The sequence below is a fragment of the Streptococcus azizii genome (assembly GCF_001984715.1).
In the GTDB taxonomy this organism is placed as follows: domain Bacteria; phylum Bacillota; class Bacilli; order Lactobacillales; family Streptococcaceae; genus Streptococcus; species Streptococcus azizii.
The window spans coordinates 167,788-186,694 of record NZ_MSPR01000001.1 but is presented as its reverse complement, the minus strand read 5'-3'; the positions used below and the strand labels follow the sequence as shown (position 1 = coordinate 186,694).

The window sequence follows — 18,907 nt, the reverse complement described above, 5'->3', positions numbered from 1 at the left end:
TTAATTTATTTTAAAATTATGATTAATGATTATTGATTTTATGGGGGGTCGTAGTAACCCCCATAAAATCCTAGAGTATTGAATGGTGCTGTTTGGCTTTCACTTCGTGAGCCACAGCACCATTCCTTCTATCTGTTTATTTTCGTTTAGTACCAACAAAATATATCCATTTCCCGTTTCTTTCAGGACGAGAAAAATAGTAATCAAGATTCCGATTTGAAATTTCTTCACTGATAAGTGTTTCCGTTTCTTTTAGAATTTTGGTAGCCTGCTGAGTTTTAGGAACTCGAATTAGTAAAACAGCTTTATCTTCTCGAATGTCCACAATCGCTTTATGAACCGCCTTGTTAAAATATTTATTGATAGGGTTATAACGTGTCACTTGTATCTGTTCCACTGTAGTTACTGTTTCTGAATGTTCGTTTTGGTTCAGAAACATGCGGATAGCAACGGTTTGTCTAATGGATTTCCATAAATTGGCTAGATTATCTTGTTTTAATCGTAAATAAAACTCATAATAAGCGAGTACTGTAAAAAATGAGGTTGCGATGATGGAAACATATAAACTGATGGTATGAATCATGATTACAAACTGATATAAGAAAGTTAGATAAGTAATATCTTTCAAACTATTCATACTAATACTTAGTAGGATTGAACAAATTGTACCGAGTAATCCAATGACGAACAACAGGGTACATGAATTAAAAATCTTTTGATAGTAAGTTTTTTTCATTGGCTACAAAATACCTTTCTGTGTGTAATAGGTTGGACAAAGTAAAGGCAAAACTTGATAAGGGTGTTCATTATCAATAATTTGGATAAGCCCTATTCCTTTTCCAATCGGAATAACAATGCCTTCTGGGTCAAGGTCTGGAAACAAAAACTGTGTAGTTTTCTGATTGATATTTCCAATCTGAATGAGTACATTGAGCTGTTCACGCACTGATACAGGTATTGTATTATGGTCAAAACGCTGACTGACAAGGAGTAGATGAACCTTTGTTGCTCGTCCCAATAGTGCAATCTGAGACAATAGAGAGAAGAATGAATCTTTGATATTCTTATTAACACCTTCGGATAAAGCAAGCACCTCATCAATGACAATAGTCAGATGTTTAAATTCATGACGTGGATTTCCAAAGAGAATTCCTTGACGTTTATGAATGATGGTTAAGCATTGACTCAAACTTTCATTAATTTCTGATACGAAATCAGACTTGGAGCGGTTTTCTTGAGGGTGAATAACAGCAATTTGATGTTGCCTTGCCCAGCGTGAAGGAGTATCAAATTTAGGGTCAACGATAATCAAGTCAGAGATGTTTTTAGGACACTTAGCATATACGTCAGAGCATAGCTTTTCCCACTTCCTGAGTTTCCAGCAATAGCAATGGAGGTTACCTTATCATAGTTAATGACTAAATTTTTCATGATAGGAATATCATTACCTTTTAGAGATGTAGAAAATTGTTCAAGGTCTGGAATGACTAGACGTTCAGAAATCCCTTTTTTCCAAGGGAAGAATAGCCCTCGTTGAACATGAATATCATCTGTTTTCAATGCGACAAAGTAGGCAGAATTTTGCTTTAACAATGTGTATTGGGGATAGAGTGACGCATTGGCGATTAAGAAAATCTTTTGATACAAGTCGTCATCAATAATAAAGCCAGATGGAAGACGGGGAACGAAAATGAATCCGTTTTCTTGCACAAGAATATCAAATGAATTAGTGTAGGAGGTCTCACCCTGTAAAACAGAACCTAAAGCCATGTTTAGGCTCTGTAGCAGGTATTGTTCCAACTTAGCACGAGTTTGTGAAACAATCCTATCCTTTCAGTCCGTCTGCCTTAAAGTAAACGTTATAATTCACTTCGCATGCTTGTAAATTTTCAAAGGTAACCAGTGATAAGTAGTCTGGTAGATTAGGTTCTTCAAGGAACTTAACTTGAAACGGTGGGAGACCTTTTTGACCAAACCAAGTTTTGTAAGCGATAATTTCGCCAGTAGGTTTGCCATCTTCAAATTTTTGTTGCGGTTCAAGCTCGTCACTAAGCAAGTATACAGGTGCTTGAAGGTCAATGTATTGTTCTGCTGTTTGGGTTGAGTATCCGCCTTTGCGGTGTTGTGGTTTCATTTTCATAGTTTGAAATACCCCTCTGTATTAAATTAATTTGTAGAACGTGGTCGATATGCGCGGTTTGAGGTCGTGAGCTGGACTTAATTTTTACCCCCTTTTCTCTTAGGAGATTCAGAAGGATAAATTCGGAGTTTTTTTAAAAAATTTTTATAAAATTTTTATTTTATTATTTCTTTATTTTTTATCTCCTATATTTAAGGAGATTGAGATAGTGAAATTCGGAATAAGTTTCAAAAAAAACTGATAATCAGATTGATTACCAGATTAAGGATTAGCTATAATATTTTGTAAGTTGTTGCAATACCTTTTGATATTTTTTGAAGCGAGCTGTTACAGTTTTATCACTAAGTCCTGTAATCTCTGCTAATTTAGTTGAAGACATAGGTTTATCAGCCAATTTGTGAATCATAATAATTTGGTCTTCTTCTTTCAAACTTTTAATGAAATTCAGCACAGTATCGAATAGTTCATTAGTTAGAAACACTTCTTCACCAGATGGTGAGTTTCCCTTAGTCACTTCATATCTATCTGTTTCACGTCCATCAAGAGAAATGTTTTCATCAAGACTTCCAAGGTTATGATATCGATTTCTACGATTTGCATTAGCAAATGCTTTGTTTTCATCACGTAAAAATTTATCCCAACGCTCTAATTCTTTTTTATCCTCTGGAGTGAGACGGTCGTTAAAGGTTTTAATTGGCATAGTAGCCTCTTTCTAAGTCCATTTTTAGGACGGAAAGAAACTGTTATGAACCATACTGAATACCGAACAGATGTAAAAAGGCACACCAAAGAAACGGATAAACAGAGATATGTATAACTCGACTGTTATTGTCAGAGTCGTCATATATGTTTCGATCCGTCCATTTGATGCGCATCATTTAGGACTATTTTGTTATTTATTTGAAGAAGAAGGCATGTAATTTTGGTATAATTATTATTAAAATACTATGCCTTATCTTCACTATTCATTATGAAGTAGATAGTGTTATTTGCAACGTTACTAGAGTAGATAAAGTTACTAATTTTAATATGGGGAGAAAAATGTCTGATAATATTCCACGTTTGACTGGTGGCATTTTATTTGGTCTCATTCTTGAAGCAAGAAATCCTAGGACTAGAGTACGTAGTAGAGAAGTAGATAAAAATGATGGTTTAACTGAAGTTGATATCATGTTGTCACTCCTTGAAATTTTTATAGGCGAATCTCAGCCAAGACCTCAAGGGACTACGTTTAAAAAGAATGTATCTGACTATAAAAATGTGCTACCTCTACTACAACTTATTTGCCATTTGATAATCAAACATTTGTTGATTCTTTCAGAGATTCCATCGAACAAAATAAAAAAGACAAACTAGAAAGTATGTCTGTATTCATTAGTGAAAAGCTTTCAGAACAAAAATTGGGAAGGCTAGTTTCTGCTATTATAGAAACTATTTGTAATGATGAAATAATTGATGAATCGGAACAATTCAAAATTGCTATTAATGATACCGTATCTAAGTTAGAGCTATTAGATACTACGATTGTTGAAATCGAACCTTTCTTATTAGATGTGATGAGGTATATATTTGTAAATAAAATTGATAATACGCTCGGTAAAACAACATTTGAGTCATGGTATTCTCAGAATGGAGCAAATGGAGTATGGAAATTCAGCAATACAGGACTTGGAAAGTCTTTGACTTAGAAATAACTCGGTATAACAGAGATGTAGAACAAGTTGATGATGTAGAAGAATCACTCTTTGAAGAGGTGTTTACTGATACTGAAAATAAGTCGAATTTTGAACCTAAAAGTGGTGAATCTATAAAACAACAAATATTGAATAATCCTAAAATCATAAATCAACATGCTCAAAATATCTATAACATAGAGCATGTAGAAAATTTAAATTAAGGAGTGTAAATTGACAAACTTACTTAATAATCAAGGGAATTTACCATCAGAAATTCCACAACAAACGCTACAACACAATGCAGATAGAATTTACAACATTGAGCAGGCAAACAATGTAAATAATTTTATCAATTATGAACCTTCACGCAAGATACTTTCACCTAATGAGTACTACAACTTATTTATAATTAACGGTGAAAAGTATGAAGGTAATTCATTTATTATAAAAAATGATAGAATCTTTGAATACACCAATACAGCGATAAAACAAAAGATTTCTCAGTTTACATTAGAGGATATTGATGAAATAATAAGTCTACCAGCCTTATTTCTCCCAGAGTACAGTGATGCTAACCAAGAAATAAAGACTGGATTTTTCGGAAAGTTAGTAGATATAGATAAAAGAGCTGGATATACAAAATTTGATTTTTATAAAGAATCTGAGCTTGATTTAAACTCAGTGGTTCTTCATCAATCTGAGTTGAAGTTAGAAAATAAATGGGAGCTTAGCAGAACTCATTGGGCTATTAAGCGAGCAAATTTAAAACAAATTATAGAAGGAGTTAAATGATGGAAATTTTAACAGTAGATAAATTAATAGATGCAGCAGTTGCTTTCTCAAATCAAATATCTAGTGAAAATCATGTCGAACTGCTCGGTGTTACTGATGGAAAAGCTGTAGGAACCTATGTCGAGCATAGATTCAAAGATTATCTTTCAATGTCTTTTGATTTTAATTCAGGAAATAGTGCAAAAGGTATTGATTTACCGAGTGTGAATACAGATATAAAAGTCACTTCTATTAAACAACCTCAATCAAGTTGTCCGTTCAAATCCGCGAGACAAAAAATTTATGGTTTAGGTTATCACTTACTAGTGTTTGTTTATGACAAAATTGATACAGATACAGAATGTCATTTGAATATTATAAATACTACATTTGTTCATAAAAATAGAACAGCAGACTACACTCTAACAAGATTAATACTTGATTCCATAGAACACGGAGCTATAAAAGAAGATATCATAGGTTTATTGGAGGATAAAAGTGTTCCTGGAGATGAGATAATACATAATGATTTAGCTGAAGAAATAATGGCATGCCCACCTTTTGAAGGATATTTAACAATTAGTAATGCTCTGCAGTGGAGATTACAATATAAACGAGTTATTGGCTTGAATAATTCAGTTTCAGGAGTCATTAACTATGAGTGGTAAGAGAGAGTTTGGAGACTATCAGACACCACAAGAATTTGCAGACAGGATTTGCCATTTTTTACTCAAAAATAAGAATATCAATCCTAAAGTTGTAGTTGAACCAACTTGTGGAAGAGGTAATTTTTTGAGTAGTAGTTTGCAATTTGGAGCGGAGCGCTATTTTGGAATAGAATTGCAGAAAGAGTACTACGATTATTGTAAAGAGCGATTTAAACAAGAAAATATTAAAATTATCAATGAAGATATATTTAATTTTTCTTTGAAAGATAAGACGGGCACAGAGGATATTTTATTAATTGGAAACCCACCATGGGTGACAAATAGTACACTTTCCAGTTTAAATTCTACAAATATACCGAGTAAATCGAATATTAAGTTTTTGAAAGGTTTTGATGCTCTCACAGGAGCTAGTAATTTTGATATTTGTGAATATGTAATTTTACAACTTCTAAATGAGTATCAGGATACAAATGCTACGTTGGGAATGTTATGTAAAACAAATGTTGCTAGGAATATATTTAAAGAACTTCATAGAAGAAAAATTAACTTTGAATATTTTGAAATTATTGAATTTGATTCCAAAAAAATTTTTGATATTAATGCTTCTGCTTGCTTATTGTTAATGAAATTATCAGTTAAAGAATCTTTACCACTTTCGAGTGATATATATGAGTTTCAAGGTGAAGCTATAATAAAAAAAGGAGAGTTTGGATTTAAAGAAGGAAAATTTTATAGTAATCTGGAACAAACATTCGATTTTGATGGTAACTCTCAATTTGAATGGAGACAGGGAGTAAAACATGATAATTCAAAAGTTATGGAGTTAACTGATAATGATGGGCACTTATATAATGGTTTAAAGGAACGAGTTAATATCGAAAACAATCTTGTTTTTCCTTTGATAAAAAGTAGTATGGTAAAAAAAGCCATCATCATGAATTCAGAAAAAAGTGTTATTGTAACACAAAGATTTGTCAAAGAAAATACTGAACACATAAAATTTGATTACCCAAAGACTTGGGAATATTTGAATAGCCATCTATCCTCTTTTGAAAAGAGAAAGAGTTCAATCTATAAGAATGCGCCTCAATTCTCTATGTTTGGAATAGGAGACTATTCTTATTCGAGTTATAAAGTAGGAGTAAGTGGTTTCTACAAGAAACCTTTATTCAGTTTATTGTATGCACATGATGCTAAGCCTATTATGATGGATGACACAGGATATTTTATATCGTTTGATGATTATAACTTAGCTTATGTAGCGATGCTTTGCCTCAATTCTGTGGCAGTCCAGAGCTTTTTAGAAAGTATTGCTTTTTTGGATGCAAAACGTCCTTATACAAAAAAAGTTCTTCAAAGAATTGACTTTAAGAAAGTAGTTAGTTTTTTAACCATCGATGAGTTAATGAATACTGAAAAAGAATTGCAGATTAATCCTTATGTTACAGAGCTAATCTACAATCAATTTAAAGACTATGTTTTAGGGGAACAACTCACTTTGTTTTAAGAACAATATGAAAAATTCTTAAAAACGCAGGATTTTTAAATCCTACGTTTTTGGATTCCACAAATTTTGGAAAAGACTATGCTATTTCAAAAATTTTTAGGAATAAAAATATAGAAAAAGAGGAGCCTCATAATGAAGCTCCTCTTGCTTTTACCATATCCGAATCAATATTCTTATTTCAAAAAAAAGGTAGTGAAAAAAGTAGTGATTCGGTTGATTTTTATTGCAATGTAGTGAAATTTGAAATTTCAAGAATCGCTTTAAATCAAGGTTTCTACCGCCTATTGACGTGTATTGAATGCTTACTTCACCTCAGTAAGGGTCTAATAATGTCTATTTTAGCTATCGAAAGCCTTGATATAGCAAGACTTTTATGAATTGTCCTAAAAAGTGTAGAGAAAAATGTAGAGATAACTTAAACTGTTAATTTAGCAACTTTATCAAGATAAATATTAACTGCTTCAAATTTTCGTTTTGGAGCGATTTCTGCATAGGTATCCATAGTAGTGGATATAGACTGATGCCCCATTCTAGTTTGTAATTCTTTCCAGTTTGCTCCTGCATTCAACATCAAAGAAGCATGAGTGTGACGGAATAAATGAAAACCATAATCAGGTAGTCCAAGTGAGGATAGACGTTTCTTAAGTGTGGCACGCTCATTTCTATCACACATATAATTACCATAAATTGTTGGGAATATTAGGTCGGACTTAGGCAATCCATGCTTTTCAAAATAAGTATTCATCTCGTTATGAAATTCGACGAGTGAAGCAATTGTATCTGAAGGCACAGGAATTCTCCTATTTCCTGCATCGGTTTTGGGAGTTGGTTTACAAACCATTTCCCCCTTTATTCCTAACTTCTTATTCGCTCTTTTCCACATCAGAGTCTTATTTACAATAATTTCGCTTGTTTCTAAATCCAAATCATGAATTTCTAATGCTAGTAATTCATTGATACGGCAAGCTGAAGCGAGCAGAGTGCTACAAATGACTTTAAATCTACGATTAGCTCGTGTATCTGGTAAATCTGACAAAAATTTTAACCAATGTGATAAATCGTCATCATGAAGTACCATAATTCGTTTTTTATTGGCTTTTGGCTTTGGAGGTATTTTAACAGTGGATACTGGATTTTTTGACAGTCCATAGCTCGTTATTCCGAAGTCGAAAATATCGCTCAACTTATGAGTCACAGCTCCGAAATCTTTTGCACTTCCTTTCTCTGCTCTTTTCACCCCAGATTCAACAGATTTTTTTGCCTTTTCAGCAAGCTCATTAACCCATGATTGGATTTCAGAAGATTCAATTTTATCTGGTGTGTATTCTCCAAATCTTGGAATGATGTAAGTGTCAAGATAACCTCTTACTCGATTTAGTGTATTAGCAGATGTAACCCAATTTTGATAGTTTTTAAACCACTCTTCAGCAAGCTCTTCTAAAGTATTAATTCTTATAACTTCTTTTCGGGTGCTTCCCCGCTCCTCGAAATCCAGTTTAGCTTGAATATACTTTCTATCCAATTGGCGAAGAGTTTTAGCGGTAATGGAGGTAGTGACTTGTTTACCAGTTTTTTCATCTAGTCCTAGATAAACACCTCTTAAAACGTAGTTGACCTCACCATTGTTTTTGGTCTTCTTAATTACTTTTTTATTTTTATAGATAATTGTTTCAGTTTTCATAATGCCTCTTCATGCAGATAATGAAAAGGCTAAAATAGACTATCCTCTTTTCCTAATTAGATGAATCTATTTTAGCACATTCTTACCTAGTTTTCCAAAAAATTAAGTACATCTGATAGTTTGTAATATACTGTTCTAGTACCTTCAATTGGGGGTTCAAGTCGTGGCAAGCCTTTTTTCTCCCAACTTTTCAATGTGTTAGGAGAAATATCTAAAAGTATCAATAGTTGTTTTTGGGTAACTATTCCTAACTTGGAATTATTCTTGACTTGTTGCTTAACTAGAGTTACTAATACAGTGAGCAGGTTTTCGATTTGTTTCAATTCATCTTTATTCATGTCTATTGTCCTTTTTTGATGAAAATGAGATAATAGCGATAGAGATGTGCTATCGCTTATCTCGTCAATACTAGCCTTCACTTTCAGCTTTAGTCGGTTTTGAAGTGATGGCTTTTTTACTTTCCTCATAAGAAATTTCCCAACGATTATTTAATCGAACAGTCTCAATGAGAAATTTAAGTAAATCTTTAGAGCCCATTTCTTTAGCTGTTGAAAAATCATAGTCCAAGGATACTGTAATATCTTTGTGAGGGATTTTTCTTCTTATTGGAGTCTGTTTACGCTCGGGAAATGAACTACTATAAATGGTATTACCAGTACCATCTGTTCGTAATGTTATGAAATGATGAATTCGTCTGATAAACTGACTGAGGTCTTCATAGCCACTATCTTTGGTTTTAAAGAAAAATTCAAGTGGAGGCTTTCTACTCGTGATAATTATTGTTTTACAGCACCAGAACGATTTTTAAAGCGTGAAGAAATCGGAGAAGCTGTAAAAGGGTCTAGTAATTTTAGCCAATCTGAGGCGGACAATGCCTGCCCACGGACGTCGTCCAAGAGAATAATCTCCTCTCCTTTAACATCATCAAAAGGGTTTGTTGCCGCAGTAATGATGGCTTCCCAATCCTCTCCATTAGCTTTTGACAACAACTGAATCTCATGAGTTAGTTCTTTAGCTAATGTAGTTTTACCTAATCCAGATGCACCTTGAAAAAATATAATAGTTTTTTGGAACAATCCAAGTTCTAAATCTTTGAGAGTTTTTAGTGACTTTCGTTCAGCGTAGGTTTCAAATGCTTCATTCAATTTTGATTTGTTAAATGCATATATAGGATACAAGTCAGGGCTACTTAGAACCTCTGTCTTTTTGATTTTTCCTACAATAATGTCCATAATGAGTGCTTCTACATCAAATTTTGCTTGTTGAGAAGTCTTTTTAGCACGACCTTTTTCCCATACATGGATTCTTTCATTATAAATTGTTTCATAATCTTCACCTAGTAAAGTAACAACTTCAGAAGGAGAATAAAGGAATTTATTGTGGTCTTTAGCATGTACTAGGTAAGACAACAGATTATCATAAGCATATCTACCAGATTTCGGTTTTTCTAAATACTGTATTTCAAGATTTAGCGCATTTGCAATTTCAGTTAAAGTCGCCCCTTCTGAAAATTTGAAAAGAAAATGAACGTGAAACGATTTCAATACTTGTTCATATTTTTTTAGTTCTGGATTCCATACATATTTGGTATCTTTGTCATGAACGATAATATAAGCATCTGAAATTTTTGCTACGGAGGATAAATGTTCTATCATCTCTTTAAGTAATTCATCTGGAGCCCCCTCTATTGCTTTCTGGATTGCTTTTTCAGAATAACTTTGCCATAGCTCAGTTCTTAACTGCTGAGAACCTGCTATAACGGTTAAAATAGCCTTGTTTTTTCCCATAGTTTGATGTCCTTCCTTTAACTATTTCCCTAACTATTCTAAGGTGTACTACTGTTGACAAGCCCTTTCGTACACCCGTTAGAATAATTAGAGTTAAAATCACTTAAATGTCTTCAAGATTGAATCCACTGATGCGATGAGTCTTGCTTCAGCAATTTCAAATCTTGGCTTCGCACCGAAAGTATTAGATGTATTTTTTAGGGATACCTCATAAACCCCTAGCTGATTGATGACAGAACCCAAAATTTCTTTTTTGAATGGTATCAGCAAGGTTTTCCAGGATGGCGCATTGGTTTTAAGACAAGATACCCACCCATCCTTTTTTTCTTCTTTATTACTAATACCAGTTACTGTTATGATTTCTTTTGTCTGCGTCATAATATTATTCCTCTTTCTTTATTTGTTTGTTTTTTCAATTAGATAAACTGAAAAGACTGTTTCTCCTGATGAGAGTAAAAGTAGATTTTCAGCTGTAGATAACATTTAGATTTTCTTGACGATAAAAAAATCAAAAGAAACATCTAAATACAAAGTTGTAAAATTAGTTGCTGAACAGTTAAAATTTTAGCTGTATTTTAGCAGGTTTTTAAATCTTGTACGCTAAGAAAATGTCATAAGTTGAATACTTCGTTTAATCGTAATTATAAAATTGAAACTGTCGCTGATTGATAATGCGAGTTCTAGAAAGCATAGATTGTTACACTCATTCTGACGCATTACTTTCTGCGTCTTCACAACCGTTCAGACTTGATGCATAATGCTATCTGCAAAGCAGATTCATTCGCTTCACAATCTATGCTTTCTTCAAACTGCGCATTAGTTCATGTCAGCTTTTTCAATTTTATAAAATTAACTGATTAAATCTGAAGGAAATTCAACTTATGAGAAGTTTTCATAAAGCGAATACAAGATTCTAAGAACCAAGTTGCTGTCAATCCAGCTGAAAAAATTTTTTCGAAGTTCAGCATCAACTAATTTTTTACGTTTTTTGTATGTTTGCTGTAGTTCTTCAAGTTTATTTTTTAGCTCGTCAATTTCAATATCTAAATTGAAAATCTCACTGTCTTTCAAATCAACTTTTTCTTCAAGCTCAGACTCAAGAGAAGCAATTTCTTTTATCAGTTTGTCTTTTTTTTGAAACATACTCACTCAAAAATGAATCGAGTCTTGTGTTTGTGCTAGCAACACGCAGAGTTCCTTTATGTTCGCCTACCACTATGCCTAGAAAAATTGGTGCATGGTTATCGTTTGAAAAACCGACATTAATGTAATGTTCTTCTGGTTTGATTTCAATACCGCCACGAGCCTTCTTCGTTTCATCCATATCAAATAAAATAATCTTTCCTCGCAACTCATCTGGGATGCCATACCAAGTTGGAAACGTTAGCATAAATCTACCTCCTTTCCTTTTTCACAAACCTCTAACTTTTTTCTAGCTGAAGTTGTGATAGAATAAATAGTGTAATTGATGAGCTCTATCTCTTACACTATTAAGTTTACTAGAACTAGTAAATTTTGCTTCCTAAATTTTTATCAAAAAAACAGAGTAGTAGAGCATAAATACTCATCGGTTAAAGAATACATTAGAGAAATGATTGAGGTAGAACATGTTATTAATAATTAAAAATCGAAATAAAGTCATTTCTTTAGAGCAACTTTGTAATTCTATTCAGGATTTAAAAGATTATGTTGAGATAATTGCTGACTTGCAAAAGATAATGGATTCTACAGCAAATCGTTTTAGGTTATCAAAGCAGAGAAAAATTTATGAACAATGTAAATTCGTATACAATGTCTTAAGTAGTAGTACATATACAATAAACGACTTATATTTTGCTACTGAATTTTTGATTAAATTATCAGAGGCCAATGATGTAAATACTGTCAAAGAACGGGAAATTTTTAGTAGGACTATCGGAATACTGGTTAATATTTGTTCAAAAATATTAGAATCAAAAATAGAAATTAGAGATTTATGCTCAAAATGTCATGGTCAAGTGTTAGCGATTGAGCTTATCTTAAGACTAAATAGAGATATTATAAAATCAAAAATTTACTACACACAAAAAGAAGTGGCATATTTGTTTACACATCGTTATCTGCCATCGTTAGTTTATGAATTTCAGCAATTTCAAGGAGTCAATAATAAAGAAATATCGATAAATTGGATTGGTAGAAAATTAGCTGAAATTACACACCTTGATGATGAAATAATCTCATTGGATAGAAAGAATTATGTTTCAATAAATGCTATTAAAGAACTAGAACGGAGGATACCTCGTGTAGCAGATTCATTAGATACACTGTCCCCTATGGAGGAAACTATACTTGACATAGAGAGGACATTATCAAAAAAGCAGGGGGGATTAGTTGATTTAAAGGCGGATAGTAGTTTTTGGAAGTCTAATGTGGAGCAATATTTTCAAAGTTCGAACCATCTTCTGTATAAAGTAATTTTTATTGATTTTTATATTCAGCTATTTATTATAATTCAAAAGTTCTCGCTACCACTCACTGTTGATGAAATTATTACACAGATGGAATATCAATTTCAGAAAGAAACTGATTTTCGTGAATTTCTTAAAAACAATGAATCGCTTTTAAGAAACATGTCAGATAAGGTTCATGAGTTTGTTGAAAATATATCGGAGGGAAATCTTTTTGAAAATACATTAGCCGAGTTTTCGAAGATTCAAGATTTACATGGTATGCACCAGTCTATTTTAGATTTGAATACTACTCGTAATGAAATAAATCTTTATAAATTAGCAAGGGATGCTAAGGTATTTGATAGTGATTATTACTGGTATCACGATTTTTTGAAAAATACGCTGTACTCTTACAAGAGCTTCATGGATAAATCTGCAACGAAACATATTGAAAATATAGAAAATAACCTTCAATTTCTGGTACAAGAATCATCAAAAAAACAACTAGACTACATTCCGATTGAAGACTTTTTAAAGAAAAGAAGAGAGTAAAAAGCACCTCCGTTCAAAACGGAAGTGCTAATTTTATATGTACTCTGTATTATTCTCTTTTCAATTTAACCGTTCCGAAGCCATCTCCACTTACGGTTAATGTGTTTCCCGAAAGAGAATATTCAAGCTCTTCTCCTTCTACGTTAAATGTTTTGCTTTCTTTGTCCACTGTAAAATCTGTGCTAATATTGTCTACAAATAGTGAGCCCGAGCCATCACCTGCTTCAATACTAAGTGAACCATCTTGACCATCAATTATAATTGTCATGCTACTTCCGTCTTCTTCATAAGTATATGTTCCATCCAAGCTTTGGTTACTAGCAGAACATGCAGTAAGGAACAATACGGCTATAAGCGTCAATAAAAGTGCTTTAAATTTTTTCATCATCTTCTCCTTATCTTATTCTTCATCGTCAACGCTGTCTGAAGTAACTTGAACATTGTCAGGTCTTAAATCGTAGGTGTCATAAACTAGAGTCACATTTTCGCCGTCTTTTTGCTTTGTGACAAACGATGGGAAGCCAATATATTTCACATCATCTACTGATTCTGAAGCAAATTGAGAATAGGCTAAATGTGCAGAGAAAGATTCTTCCTTAATGACATAGGTATAATCAATAACATTATCATAGCTAAGTTTCTTGATAGGAATTGTTAGAGTTTCCTCTAGTGTTTCCGCTAAGTCCTCATCAGGTAAAATTTTCAATTGATAAACTGACGCTACCTTTTGGTTATATTGGTTTTCAATTTCTGTCAGTTTGTTTATTGCTGAAGTAGTATCTTTTCCATCAACCAATTGTCTAAGTGCAAGTGATACTTTTTCAAAAATAATTTGTTTATGGGTACTAGCCTTTTCAAATACTTTAGCTTGTTCAATAATTTCATCATCTGATAAAGCTGAAATGCTTTCAAGAGTAAGAGCATCTGGAATCGTAACATCAATGACTCCATCTGCATTACCATCCTCAGTATCATATTTCTTGATAATATCAGTTAGCATTTCTTCAGAAATTTTTTCTGCTGAATCTGTTCCATAAAAACTGTCAATGAAACCTTGGGCGTGTTGACCAGTTGAATAAACATTTTTTCCAACATAGTCAGCTTTAAATTGAGCAGAAGAAATGGTTGTTTCAGTATTTGTGGCGGCCTCATAAGAAGTATCATAATAAGTTACTTGATTATCTTCAAAGACATATACTCCCTTGATTTTTTCGCTCTCTATTTCGTACCAGATTTGGGGAGCTGTTTTGGATTGGTTAATATAGTTTCCGATACTGACTTCTTTTGTTTTTGCAGAAGAAGTTTTCTCTTGAGAGTGAGAAGTATTTGTGGAGGGTTTGCTGGTATTTGAACAGGCTAAGAGAATTGTTGTCGAGGCTAAAAAGGTTACACCTATTAATAGATATTTGTTTCGCTTTTTCATTTTGAAAAGTCTCCTTTAGTATTTTAAGTATTATTATTTTCAAAAATAATACTTAGTTATCTTTTATTTTACCACAAAAACATATCTTGAGTATTATTTTTTAACAAAAAAATACATTAAAAGCCTACAAATAATTTCTGATAAGTCATAGTCTTAGTGTATAGAATTAGAAAAGGGAGCAGTGCTATGTCATTAGGAAAAAGTGTATCTAACCGAATCTATGAATTGAGGATAAAAAAGCAACTAACTCAAGAGATGTTGGCTGATAAGGCGGGGATGGATGTCAATGCTCTTGGTCGAATTGAAAGAGGACAAAATTCTAATATTAAATTGGAAACTCTAAATAAACTAATTGAAGCCTTAGAGTTAGATTATCAAACGTTTTTTGCCTTCACTGATAGTGACAATGAGGTAGCTAAATTAATTGCTAAATTGTCATTAGTGGATGATGAAGAAAAGTATCTTGAAATTTTTAACAAGATATTGGATATAGAGTTGAAGTAGTATAGCGACATAATGAGTGATAGCATTTATTAAATATTTGGAGGGGACTACTGAAATGGCGGAAATGACATTTTCTATATGGAGGCTAGTTGTTGAGAACAACGATGCTGGTTTAATGAGCAAACTAGCTAATAGGGATACTTTTGCTAAATTAATAACAACAACTATTGACCCCATACGAATTCATCCTAATGATAAAGAAGCATTTTCAGTGAGTATAAAAAACACGAATGATTATATTTTTTGGATGATTGAGCATGGAAATACACAACCAAGGGACGAAACTGTCTACGACGCAGAGACAAAGCGTACTAGGAAAAATCCTAGAACGAAGAAAGAATTGGAATTTATGGAACAGTTCTTCGCTCTCTATGATTATGATAGGGAACTATTTTTTATTTCAGTGTTGAGAAAAAGAGGAATATTTAAGAAAATTCTGAAACAACTAGATGATAATTTAGATGTTGATATCCGAGGAATATATGTTAATGAAGAGGAGTTTATAAGTAAACTAAAAACTCTTTCCGAGGTTCGCTTTACTACGACCAACGATATATTTTCTACTGATTCTGATAGTAAAAATAGTTTAGAGAAGTTAATAGGTGGAAAGCCAGAAAATGACGTAATATTTAGTGTTGAATATAAACAGGAGCCAATACAGCAATTTAAAAGTTTTTTGAAAAAGCTCAGAAAAGAAAGAGAGAATTTTCAAATAAAGGGTTTGTTGATAAGAGGGACGGACTCTACTGGATTTGAAAGACTACTTAATCAGGATGAGTTTATTAAGAAAATCAAATTAAAAGATATTGATAAAGAAGAAAATGGTAAGTTTTCTTTTGAATATATACTCAAAAAAATATTGTCTGAAATAGAGAGGTTGTCTGATGACTTGGTTAAGTAAAAAAGATAGAAAAAATCTCTACTTTTCAGTGTTAGTGAGCATTATATTTTCATATTTTTTCTCTCCATTTATAACGCTAGAAATTGATTATATTGTAGAATTTTTTTCGATTATAATCGGATTTTTGATTAGCGCTATAGCTCTGTTGCATTCTTCTAATATCAGGATAGTATTGTATAACACTAAAAGTGAAGGTTATCCCAATTATTGGTATAAAATAATTTCCTACTATCGTGTAGCAATTATATATTTTTTATTCTTAATCTTAGTTTTAGTTGTTAAGATAGATTGCATACCAGATGGTTTATATCAAGAAATTTATTTAGCTGTATTGATAGAAGGAGTTTATTGGGTTTTGAAAATAGTAGTAAGTTTGTTCTACTTGTTGACGGTTGAGATAAACTCTAAGTGATATATGTGTAAAAGGAATGCTTTTGGTATTCCTTTTTATATTGGAATAAGTTCTATATTTTACAATTTATCATCGCTAAATAAATTGAAATGGTAAATAGAGTAGAATTTGATTTGGTATAATAGTAATAAAATCGAAGTACAGTAATTTTACAGTTTAGTTGAGAGTTGTTTTATAAAAAAGATTATAAGTTAGAATGGAGTTACAATGACAAAAATTACATTTCATGATAAAAATATCATAAAAAAATTTTTTAATAACGGTGGATATGTTCTGGATTTTTCAAATCGTACGTTTGATGAATTTACATATCACTCTATTGGTGTAAAAATTCAGGAGAAATACGGTTTATCAAAAGGGAAGTCATTTGAAGCATATATAGATGAAGCTCTTGATAACGATATTATAAAGTTGGTAAGAGATTTACTAATCTATTATGATGACCTCCCAGATAATAGTTCTGAAAAGAGTGATATTAAGAATAAACAAGCAGATAAGTTGAAAGAAAAACTAAATTCTTATTCCCATATAGAGAAAGAAATAGTAAAAACTGACGAGTCTTTTCTCACTAAAGGTGGATTTGCTGAAATTTATTTACAAAATCATTCTCAACGAATTGTAAAAAAGTTGAAGAATGAGTATAAACGCGACCCCACTCTTAGAAGCCGTTTTAAAAGAGAGTTTGAAATTATGCAGTCTCTCTCACAAATTAATGGGGTTATTAAGGTTTACGAATTTAATGAAACAGAGCTTAGCTATACGATGGAAAAGGCTGACTTTACTCTAAATGATTATATCGTAGATAATGAGTTGGAATTAAACCAAATATTTAATTTATTGTTCCAAATATTGACAATAATGGCTGAGGTTCATTCTCGAGATATTTATCATAGAGATTTGAGTCCAAGCAATATTTTTCTATGTGATGGGCTAATAAAGATATCTGATTTTGGATTAGCTAAAGATTCTACGGTCAATCATTCTCATTTGACTATGAACACAAATAACTATGGGCAGTTTTATTATTGTGCCCCAGAACAGATAACTGGTCTAAAAAATGCAACTAAAATGAGTGATGTTTATTCGCTAGGGAAGGTGGTTAATTTTTGTTTAACTGGAAATCCAACTAATGAAAAACATGTTCTGCGAACTTTTGTTCAAAAAGCTACTTCTTATCAACCAGAATTAAGGTTTGGAGATGCAGGAGAAATGCTTGAACAACTAAGTTATCACCTGCGAATTTTTCATCAAAAGGATTCAAAGCAGAAAATATTAAAAACGATTCAACAGAGAGAATATGATGAAACAATAACGATATATCTTAATAATATTTCAAATGTGGATTTGTGTCGGGAACTTATTGATGTAGGAGATGATTACAAATTGGCTTGTATTAAATTTATGAAAGTAAGCCCAGAAAATGCATTATTCTTAATTCAAAAACTTTTTCCATCATTAAAAGAAGTTGCAACCTCTTTTTCTTCAAATGATATTTTTGCATCTCTTGCGTTTGATGTATTAAAAGATGAGCATTTTGACTATTTGAGTAAAGAAATGGCTGCACGGATGTTATGTTATGTAGCTCGGGAAGTAAATCGTTTCTCTGCCCAGAGGCTTATAGAGGACTTGAAACGTAGTTCTATCGAACCAATGTTAGAAAATATTTTAGACGGTGAATAACTGTGTCGGTTTTCTTCAGTTGGTAAATAAGAAGCCAAAAAAAGGAACACCTCATACGAAGTGTTCCTTTTATTATCTGCATGTTCTACTTAAATTTTATTATCTAAAAAGTGTAGAGAAAAATGTAGTGATTCGATTGATTTGTAATGCAATCTACTGAAATTCAACATTTCAAAAATCGCATAAAATCAAGGTTTCTACCGTCTATTGACGTGTAGTGAATCCCTATTTCACTTCAGTAAAAATCACGTGTTTGCGTAATTTTGGTGAGTATTTTTTTAATTGAAGGCGGTCTGGGGTGTTACGTTTGTTTTTAGAAGTAAGGTACAAGCGTTCACCAGATTCTTTGTGTTCAAGTGTGATATTTACGCGCATGGTATCTCCCTTCTATTATTCAGCTGCAGCAGCTTTGGCGATTTTACGTCCTTTGTAGTATCCTTTTAAAGATACACGGTGAGAACGTGAGTAGTCTCCAGTAGTTTCGTCAAATTTTACAGCTGGAGCTGTTAATTTGTAGTGCGTACGACGTTTGTTTTTCTTCGCTTTTGATGTGCGACGTGCAGGTACTGCCATTTCTTTTATCCTCCGTATAGTATCAAGGGCCTAGAAAAGTGACTGACAATGAGGAAATCATCGACTGAACCACAGGATTAGAGGGTGATTGCTCTATTTTCTGAACTTTTAGCCCGTATTTAAATACCTTATTGTATGTATGGCTTTTGCCAACCCTAGTAGAATATCATATTTTCTTTGTAAAGTAAAGTTACTTGACAGTT

Annotated in this window: 24 protein-coding genes and 1 pseudogene; 10 read left to right on the top strand and 15 right to left on the bottom strand. The window is 32.4% G+C overall.

The window, feature by feature from the left end; genetic code table 11:
• Positions 1–136: 136 nt before the first annotated feature.
• From BVE84_RS00870 to BVE84_RS00855, 4 genes and pseudogenes are all read right to left on the bottom strand, one after another.
• Positions 137–637, bottom strand: a complete 501-nt coding sequence (locus tag BVE84_RS00870) for a hypothetical protein (protein ID WP_228062206.1) — start codon at positions 635–637, stop codon at positions 137–139.
• A 102-nt stretch (positions 638–739) separates the two neighbouring features.
• Positions 740–1,770: pseudogene (locus BVE84_RS00865) on the bottom strand (ATP-binding protein).
• A gap of 55 nt (positions 1,771–1,825) precedes the next feature.
• Positions 1,826–2,134: a hypothetical protein gene (locus BVE84_RS00860; RefSeq protein WP_076995281.1), complete on the bottom strand. Its 309-nt coding sequence runs from the start codon at positions 2,132–2,134 to the stop codon at positions 1,826–1,828.
• 274 nt (positions 2,135–2,408) lie between these two features.
• Entirely contained in the window at positions 2,409–2,840 is a 432-nt protein-coding gene (locus BVE84_RS00855) for a sigma-70 RNA polymerase sigma factor region 4 domain-containing protein (protein WP_076995195.1), read from the bottom strand.
• Positions 2,841–3,181: 341 nt separating this feature from the next.
• Here BVE84_RS00855 and BVE84_RS11070 point away from each other — a divergent pair, with 341 nt between their 5' ends.
• Genes BVE84_RS11070 through BVE84_RS00835 form a run of 6 tightly spaced genes read left to right on the top strand, consistent with a single transcriptional unit; the run spans position 3,182 to position 6,762 of the window.
• Positions 3,182–3,496, top strand: coding sequence for a hypothetical protein (locus BVE84_RS11070; protein ID WP_228062202.1), 315 nt, complete (start codon positions 3,182–3,184; stop codon positions 3,494–3,496).
• A 5-nt stretch (positions 3,497–3,501) separates the two neighbouring features.
• Positions 3,502–3,828 (top strand): hypothetical protein, encoded by a 327-nt coding sequence (locus BVE84_RS11065; RefSeq protein WP_228062203.1) that lies wholly within the window; start codon positions 3,502–3,504, stop codon positions 3,826–3,828.
• Complete coding sequence (locus BVE84_RS11060) at positions 3,786–4,037, top strand: hypothetical protein (protein ID WP_228062204.1); 252 nt, start codon at positions 3,786–3,788, stop codon at positions 4,035–4,037. Before BVE84_RS11065 ends, BVE84_RS11060 begins: the two co-directional genes overlap by 43 nt.
• A 10-nt stretch (positions 4,038–4,047) precedes the next feature.
• Positions 4,048–4,608 (top strand): hypothetical protein, encoded by a 561-nt coding sequence (locus tag BVE84_RS00845; protein ID WP_076995194.1) that lies wholly within the window; start codon positions 4,048–4,050, stop codon positions 4,606–4,608.
• Positions 4,605–5,255 (top strand): type II restriction-modification system restriction endonuclease, encoded by a 651-nt coding sequence (locus tag BVE84_RS00840; RefSeq protein WP_167366949.1) that lies wholly within the window; start codon positions 4,605–4,607, stop codon positions 5,253–5,255. Before BVE84_RS00845 ends, BVE84_RS00840 begins: the two co-directional genes overlap by 4 nt.
• Positions 5,245–6,762 (top strand): methyltransferase, encoded by a 1,518-nt coding sequence (locus tag BVE84_RS00835; RefSeq protein ID WP_076995192.1) that lies wholly within the window; start codon positions 5,245–5,247, stop codon positions 6,760–6,762. Before BVE84_RS00840 ends, BVE84_RS00835 begins: the two co-directional genes overlap by 11 nt.
• Positions 6,763–7,177: 415 nt before the next feature.
• On the opposite strand, the gene BVE84_RS00830 is transcribed toward BVE84_RS00835, so the two are convergent.
• The 7 genes from BVE84_RS00830 to BVE84_RS11045 all read right to left on the bottom strand — a co-directional run bounded on the left by BVE84_RS00830 (position 7,178) and on the right by BVE84_RS11045 (position 11,620).
• On the bottom strand, positions 7,178–8,443 hold the full coding sequence (locus BVE84_RS00830; RefSeq protein ID WP_076995191.1) for a tyrosine-type recombinase/integrase: 1,266 nt from the start codon (positions 8,441–8,443) through the stop codon (positions 7,178–7,180).
• An 86-nt stretch (positions 8,444–8,529) separates the two neighbouring features.
• Positions 8,530–8,781 (bottom strand): helix-turn-helix transcriptional regulator, encoded by a 252-nt coding sequence (locus tag BVE84_RS00825; protein WP_018376544.1) that lies wholly within the window; start codon positions 8,779–8,781, stop codon positions 8,530–8,532.
• 70 nt (positions 8,782–8,851) lie between these two features.
• Positions 8,852–9,010, bottom strand: coding sequence for a hypothetical protein (locus BVE84_RS11055; protein ID WP_244157385.1), 159 nt, complete (start codon positions 9,008–9,010; stop codon positions 8,852–8,854).
• Positions 9,011–9,219: 209 nt separating this feature from the next.
• Positions 9,220–10,230, bottom strand: a complete 1,011-nt coding sequence (locus BVE84_RS00820) for a Rep family protein (protein WP_244157384.1) — start codon at positions 10,228–10,230, stop codon at positions 9,220–9,222.
• 99 nt (positions 10,231–10,329) lie between these two features.
• A complete protein-coding gene (locus BVE84_RS00815) occupies positions 10,330–10,608 on the bottom strand; it encodes a hypothetical protein (RefSeq protein WP_076995190.1) in 279 nt (92 codons plus the stop codon).
• A 501-nt stretch (positions 10,609–11,109) separates the two neighbouring features.
• Positions 11,110–11,373 (bottom strand): coiled-coil domain-containing protein, encoded by a 264-nt coding sequence (locus tag BVE84_RS11050; protein ID WP_244157383.1) that lies wholly within the window; start codon positions 11,371–11,373, stop codon positions 11,110–11,112.
• Positions 11,327–11,620, bottom strand: coding sequence for a hypothetical protein (locus tag BVE84_RS11045; RefSeq protein ID WP_244157382.1), 294 nt, complete (start codon positions 11,618–11,620; stop codon positions 11,327–11,329). The genes BVE84_RS11050 and BVE84_RS11045 overlap by 47 nt, the downstream gene beginning before the upstream one ends.
• Positions 11,621–11,837: 217 nt before the next feature.
• Here BVE84_RS11045 and BVE84_RS00805 point away from each other — a divergent pair, with 217 nt between their 5' ends.
• Positions 11,838–13,211 (top strand): hypothetical protein, encoded by a 1,374-nt coding sequence (locus BVE84_RS00805; RefSeq protein ID WP_076995189.1) that lies wholly within the window; start codon positions 11,838–11,840, stop codon positions 13,209–13,211.
• A gap of 49 nt (positions 13,212–13,260) precedes the next feature.
• Here BVE84_RS00805 and BVE84_RS00800 read toward each other — a convergent pair whose 3' ends face one another.
• Both BVE84_RS00800 and BVE84_RS10985 read right to left on the bottom strand, forming a co-directional pair.
• Complete coding sequence (locus tag BVE84_RS00800; protein WP_076995188.1) at positions 13,261–13,596, bottom strand: hypothetical protein; 336 nt, start codon at positions 13,594–13,596, stop codon at positions 13,261–13,263.
• A 15-nt stretch (positions 13,597–13,611) separates the two neighbouring features.
• Positions 13,612–14,634 carry a hypothetical protein gene (locus tag BVE84_RS10985; protein WP_179098460.1) on the bottom strand — a complete coding sequence of 341 codons (1,023 nt, stop codon included), beginning with the start codon at positions 14,632–14,634 and terminating at the stop codon, positions 13,612–13,614.
• 186 nt (positions 14,635–14,820) lie between these two features.
• Here BVE84_RS10985 and BVE84_RS00785 point away from each other — a divergent pair, with 186 nt between their 5' ends.
• The 3 genes from BVE84_RS00785 (at position 14,821) to BVE84_RS00770 (ending at position 18,131) form a co-directional block, all read left to right on the top strand.
• On the top strand, positions 14,821–15,138 hold the full coding sequence (locus BVE84_RS00785; protein WP_003032102.1) for a helix-turn-helix domain-containing protein: 318 nt from the start codon (positions 14,821–14,823) through the stop codon (positions 15,136–15,138).
• Between the two features lie 55 nt (positions 15,139–15,193).
• Positions 15,194–16,039, top strand: coding sequence for a hypothetical protein (locus BVE84_RS00780; RefSeq protein ID WP_076995186.1), 846 nt, complete (start codon positions 15,194–15,196; stop codon positions 16,037–16,039).
• A 619-nt stretch (positions 16,040–16,658) separates the two neighbouring features.
• Positions 16,659–18,131 (top strand): serine/threonine-protein kinase, encoded by a 1,473-nt coding sequence (locus BVE84_RS00770; protein ID WP_076995184.1) that lies wholly within the window; start codon positions 16,659–16,661, stop codon positions 18,129–18,131.
• Between the two features lie 225 nt (positions 18,132–18,356).
• Here the strand turns inward: BVE84_RS00770 and rpmG are convergent, their stop codons facing one another.
• Positions 18,357–18,506: a 50S ribosomal protein L33 gene (rpmG, locus tag BVE84_RS00765; RefSeq protein WP_002262412.1), complete on the bottom strand. Its 150-nt coding sequence runs from the start codon at positions 18,504–18,506 to the stop codon at positions 18,357–18,359.
• Positions 18,507–18,521: 15 nt separating this feature from the next.
• Positions 18,522–18,704, bottom strand: a complete 183-nt coding sequence (rpmF, locus tag BVE84_RS00760; RefSeq protein ID WP_076995183.1) for a 50S ribosomal protein L32 — start codon at positions 18,702–18,704, stop codon at positions 18,522–18,524.
• Positions 18,705–18,907: the final 203 nt, after the last annotated feature.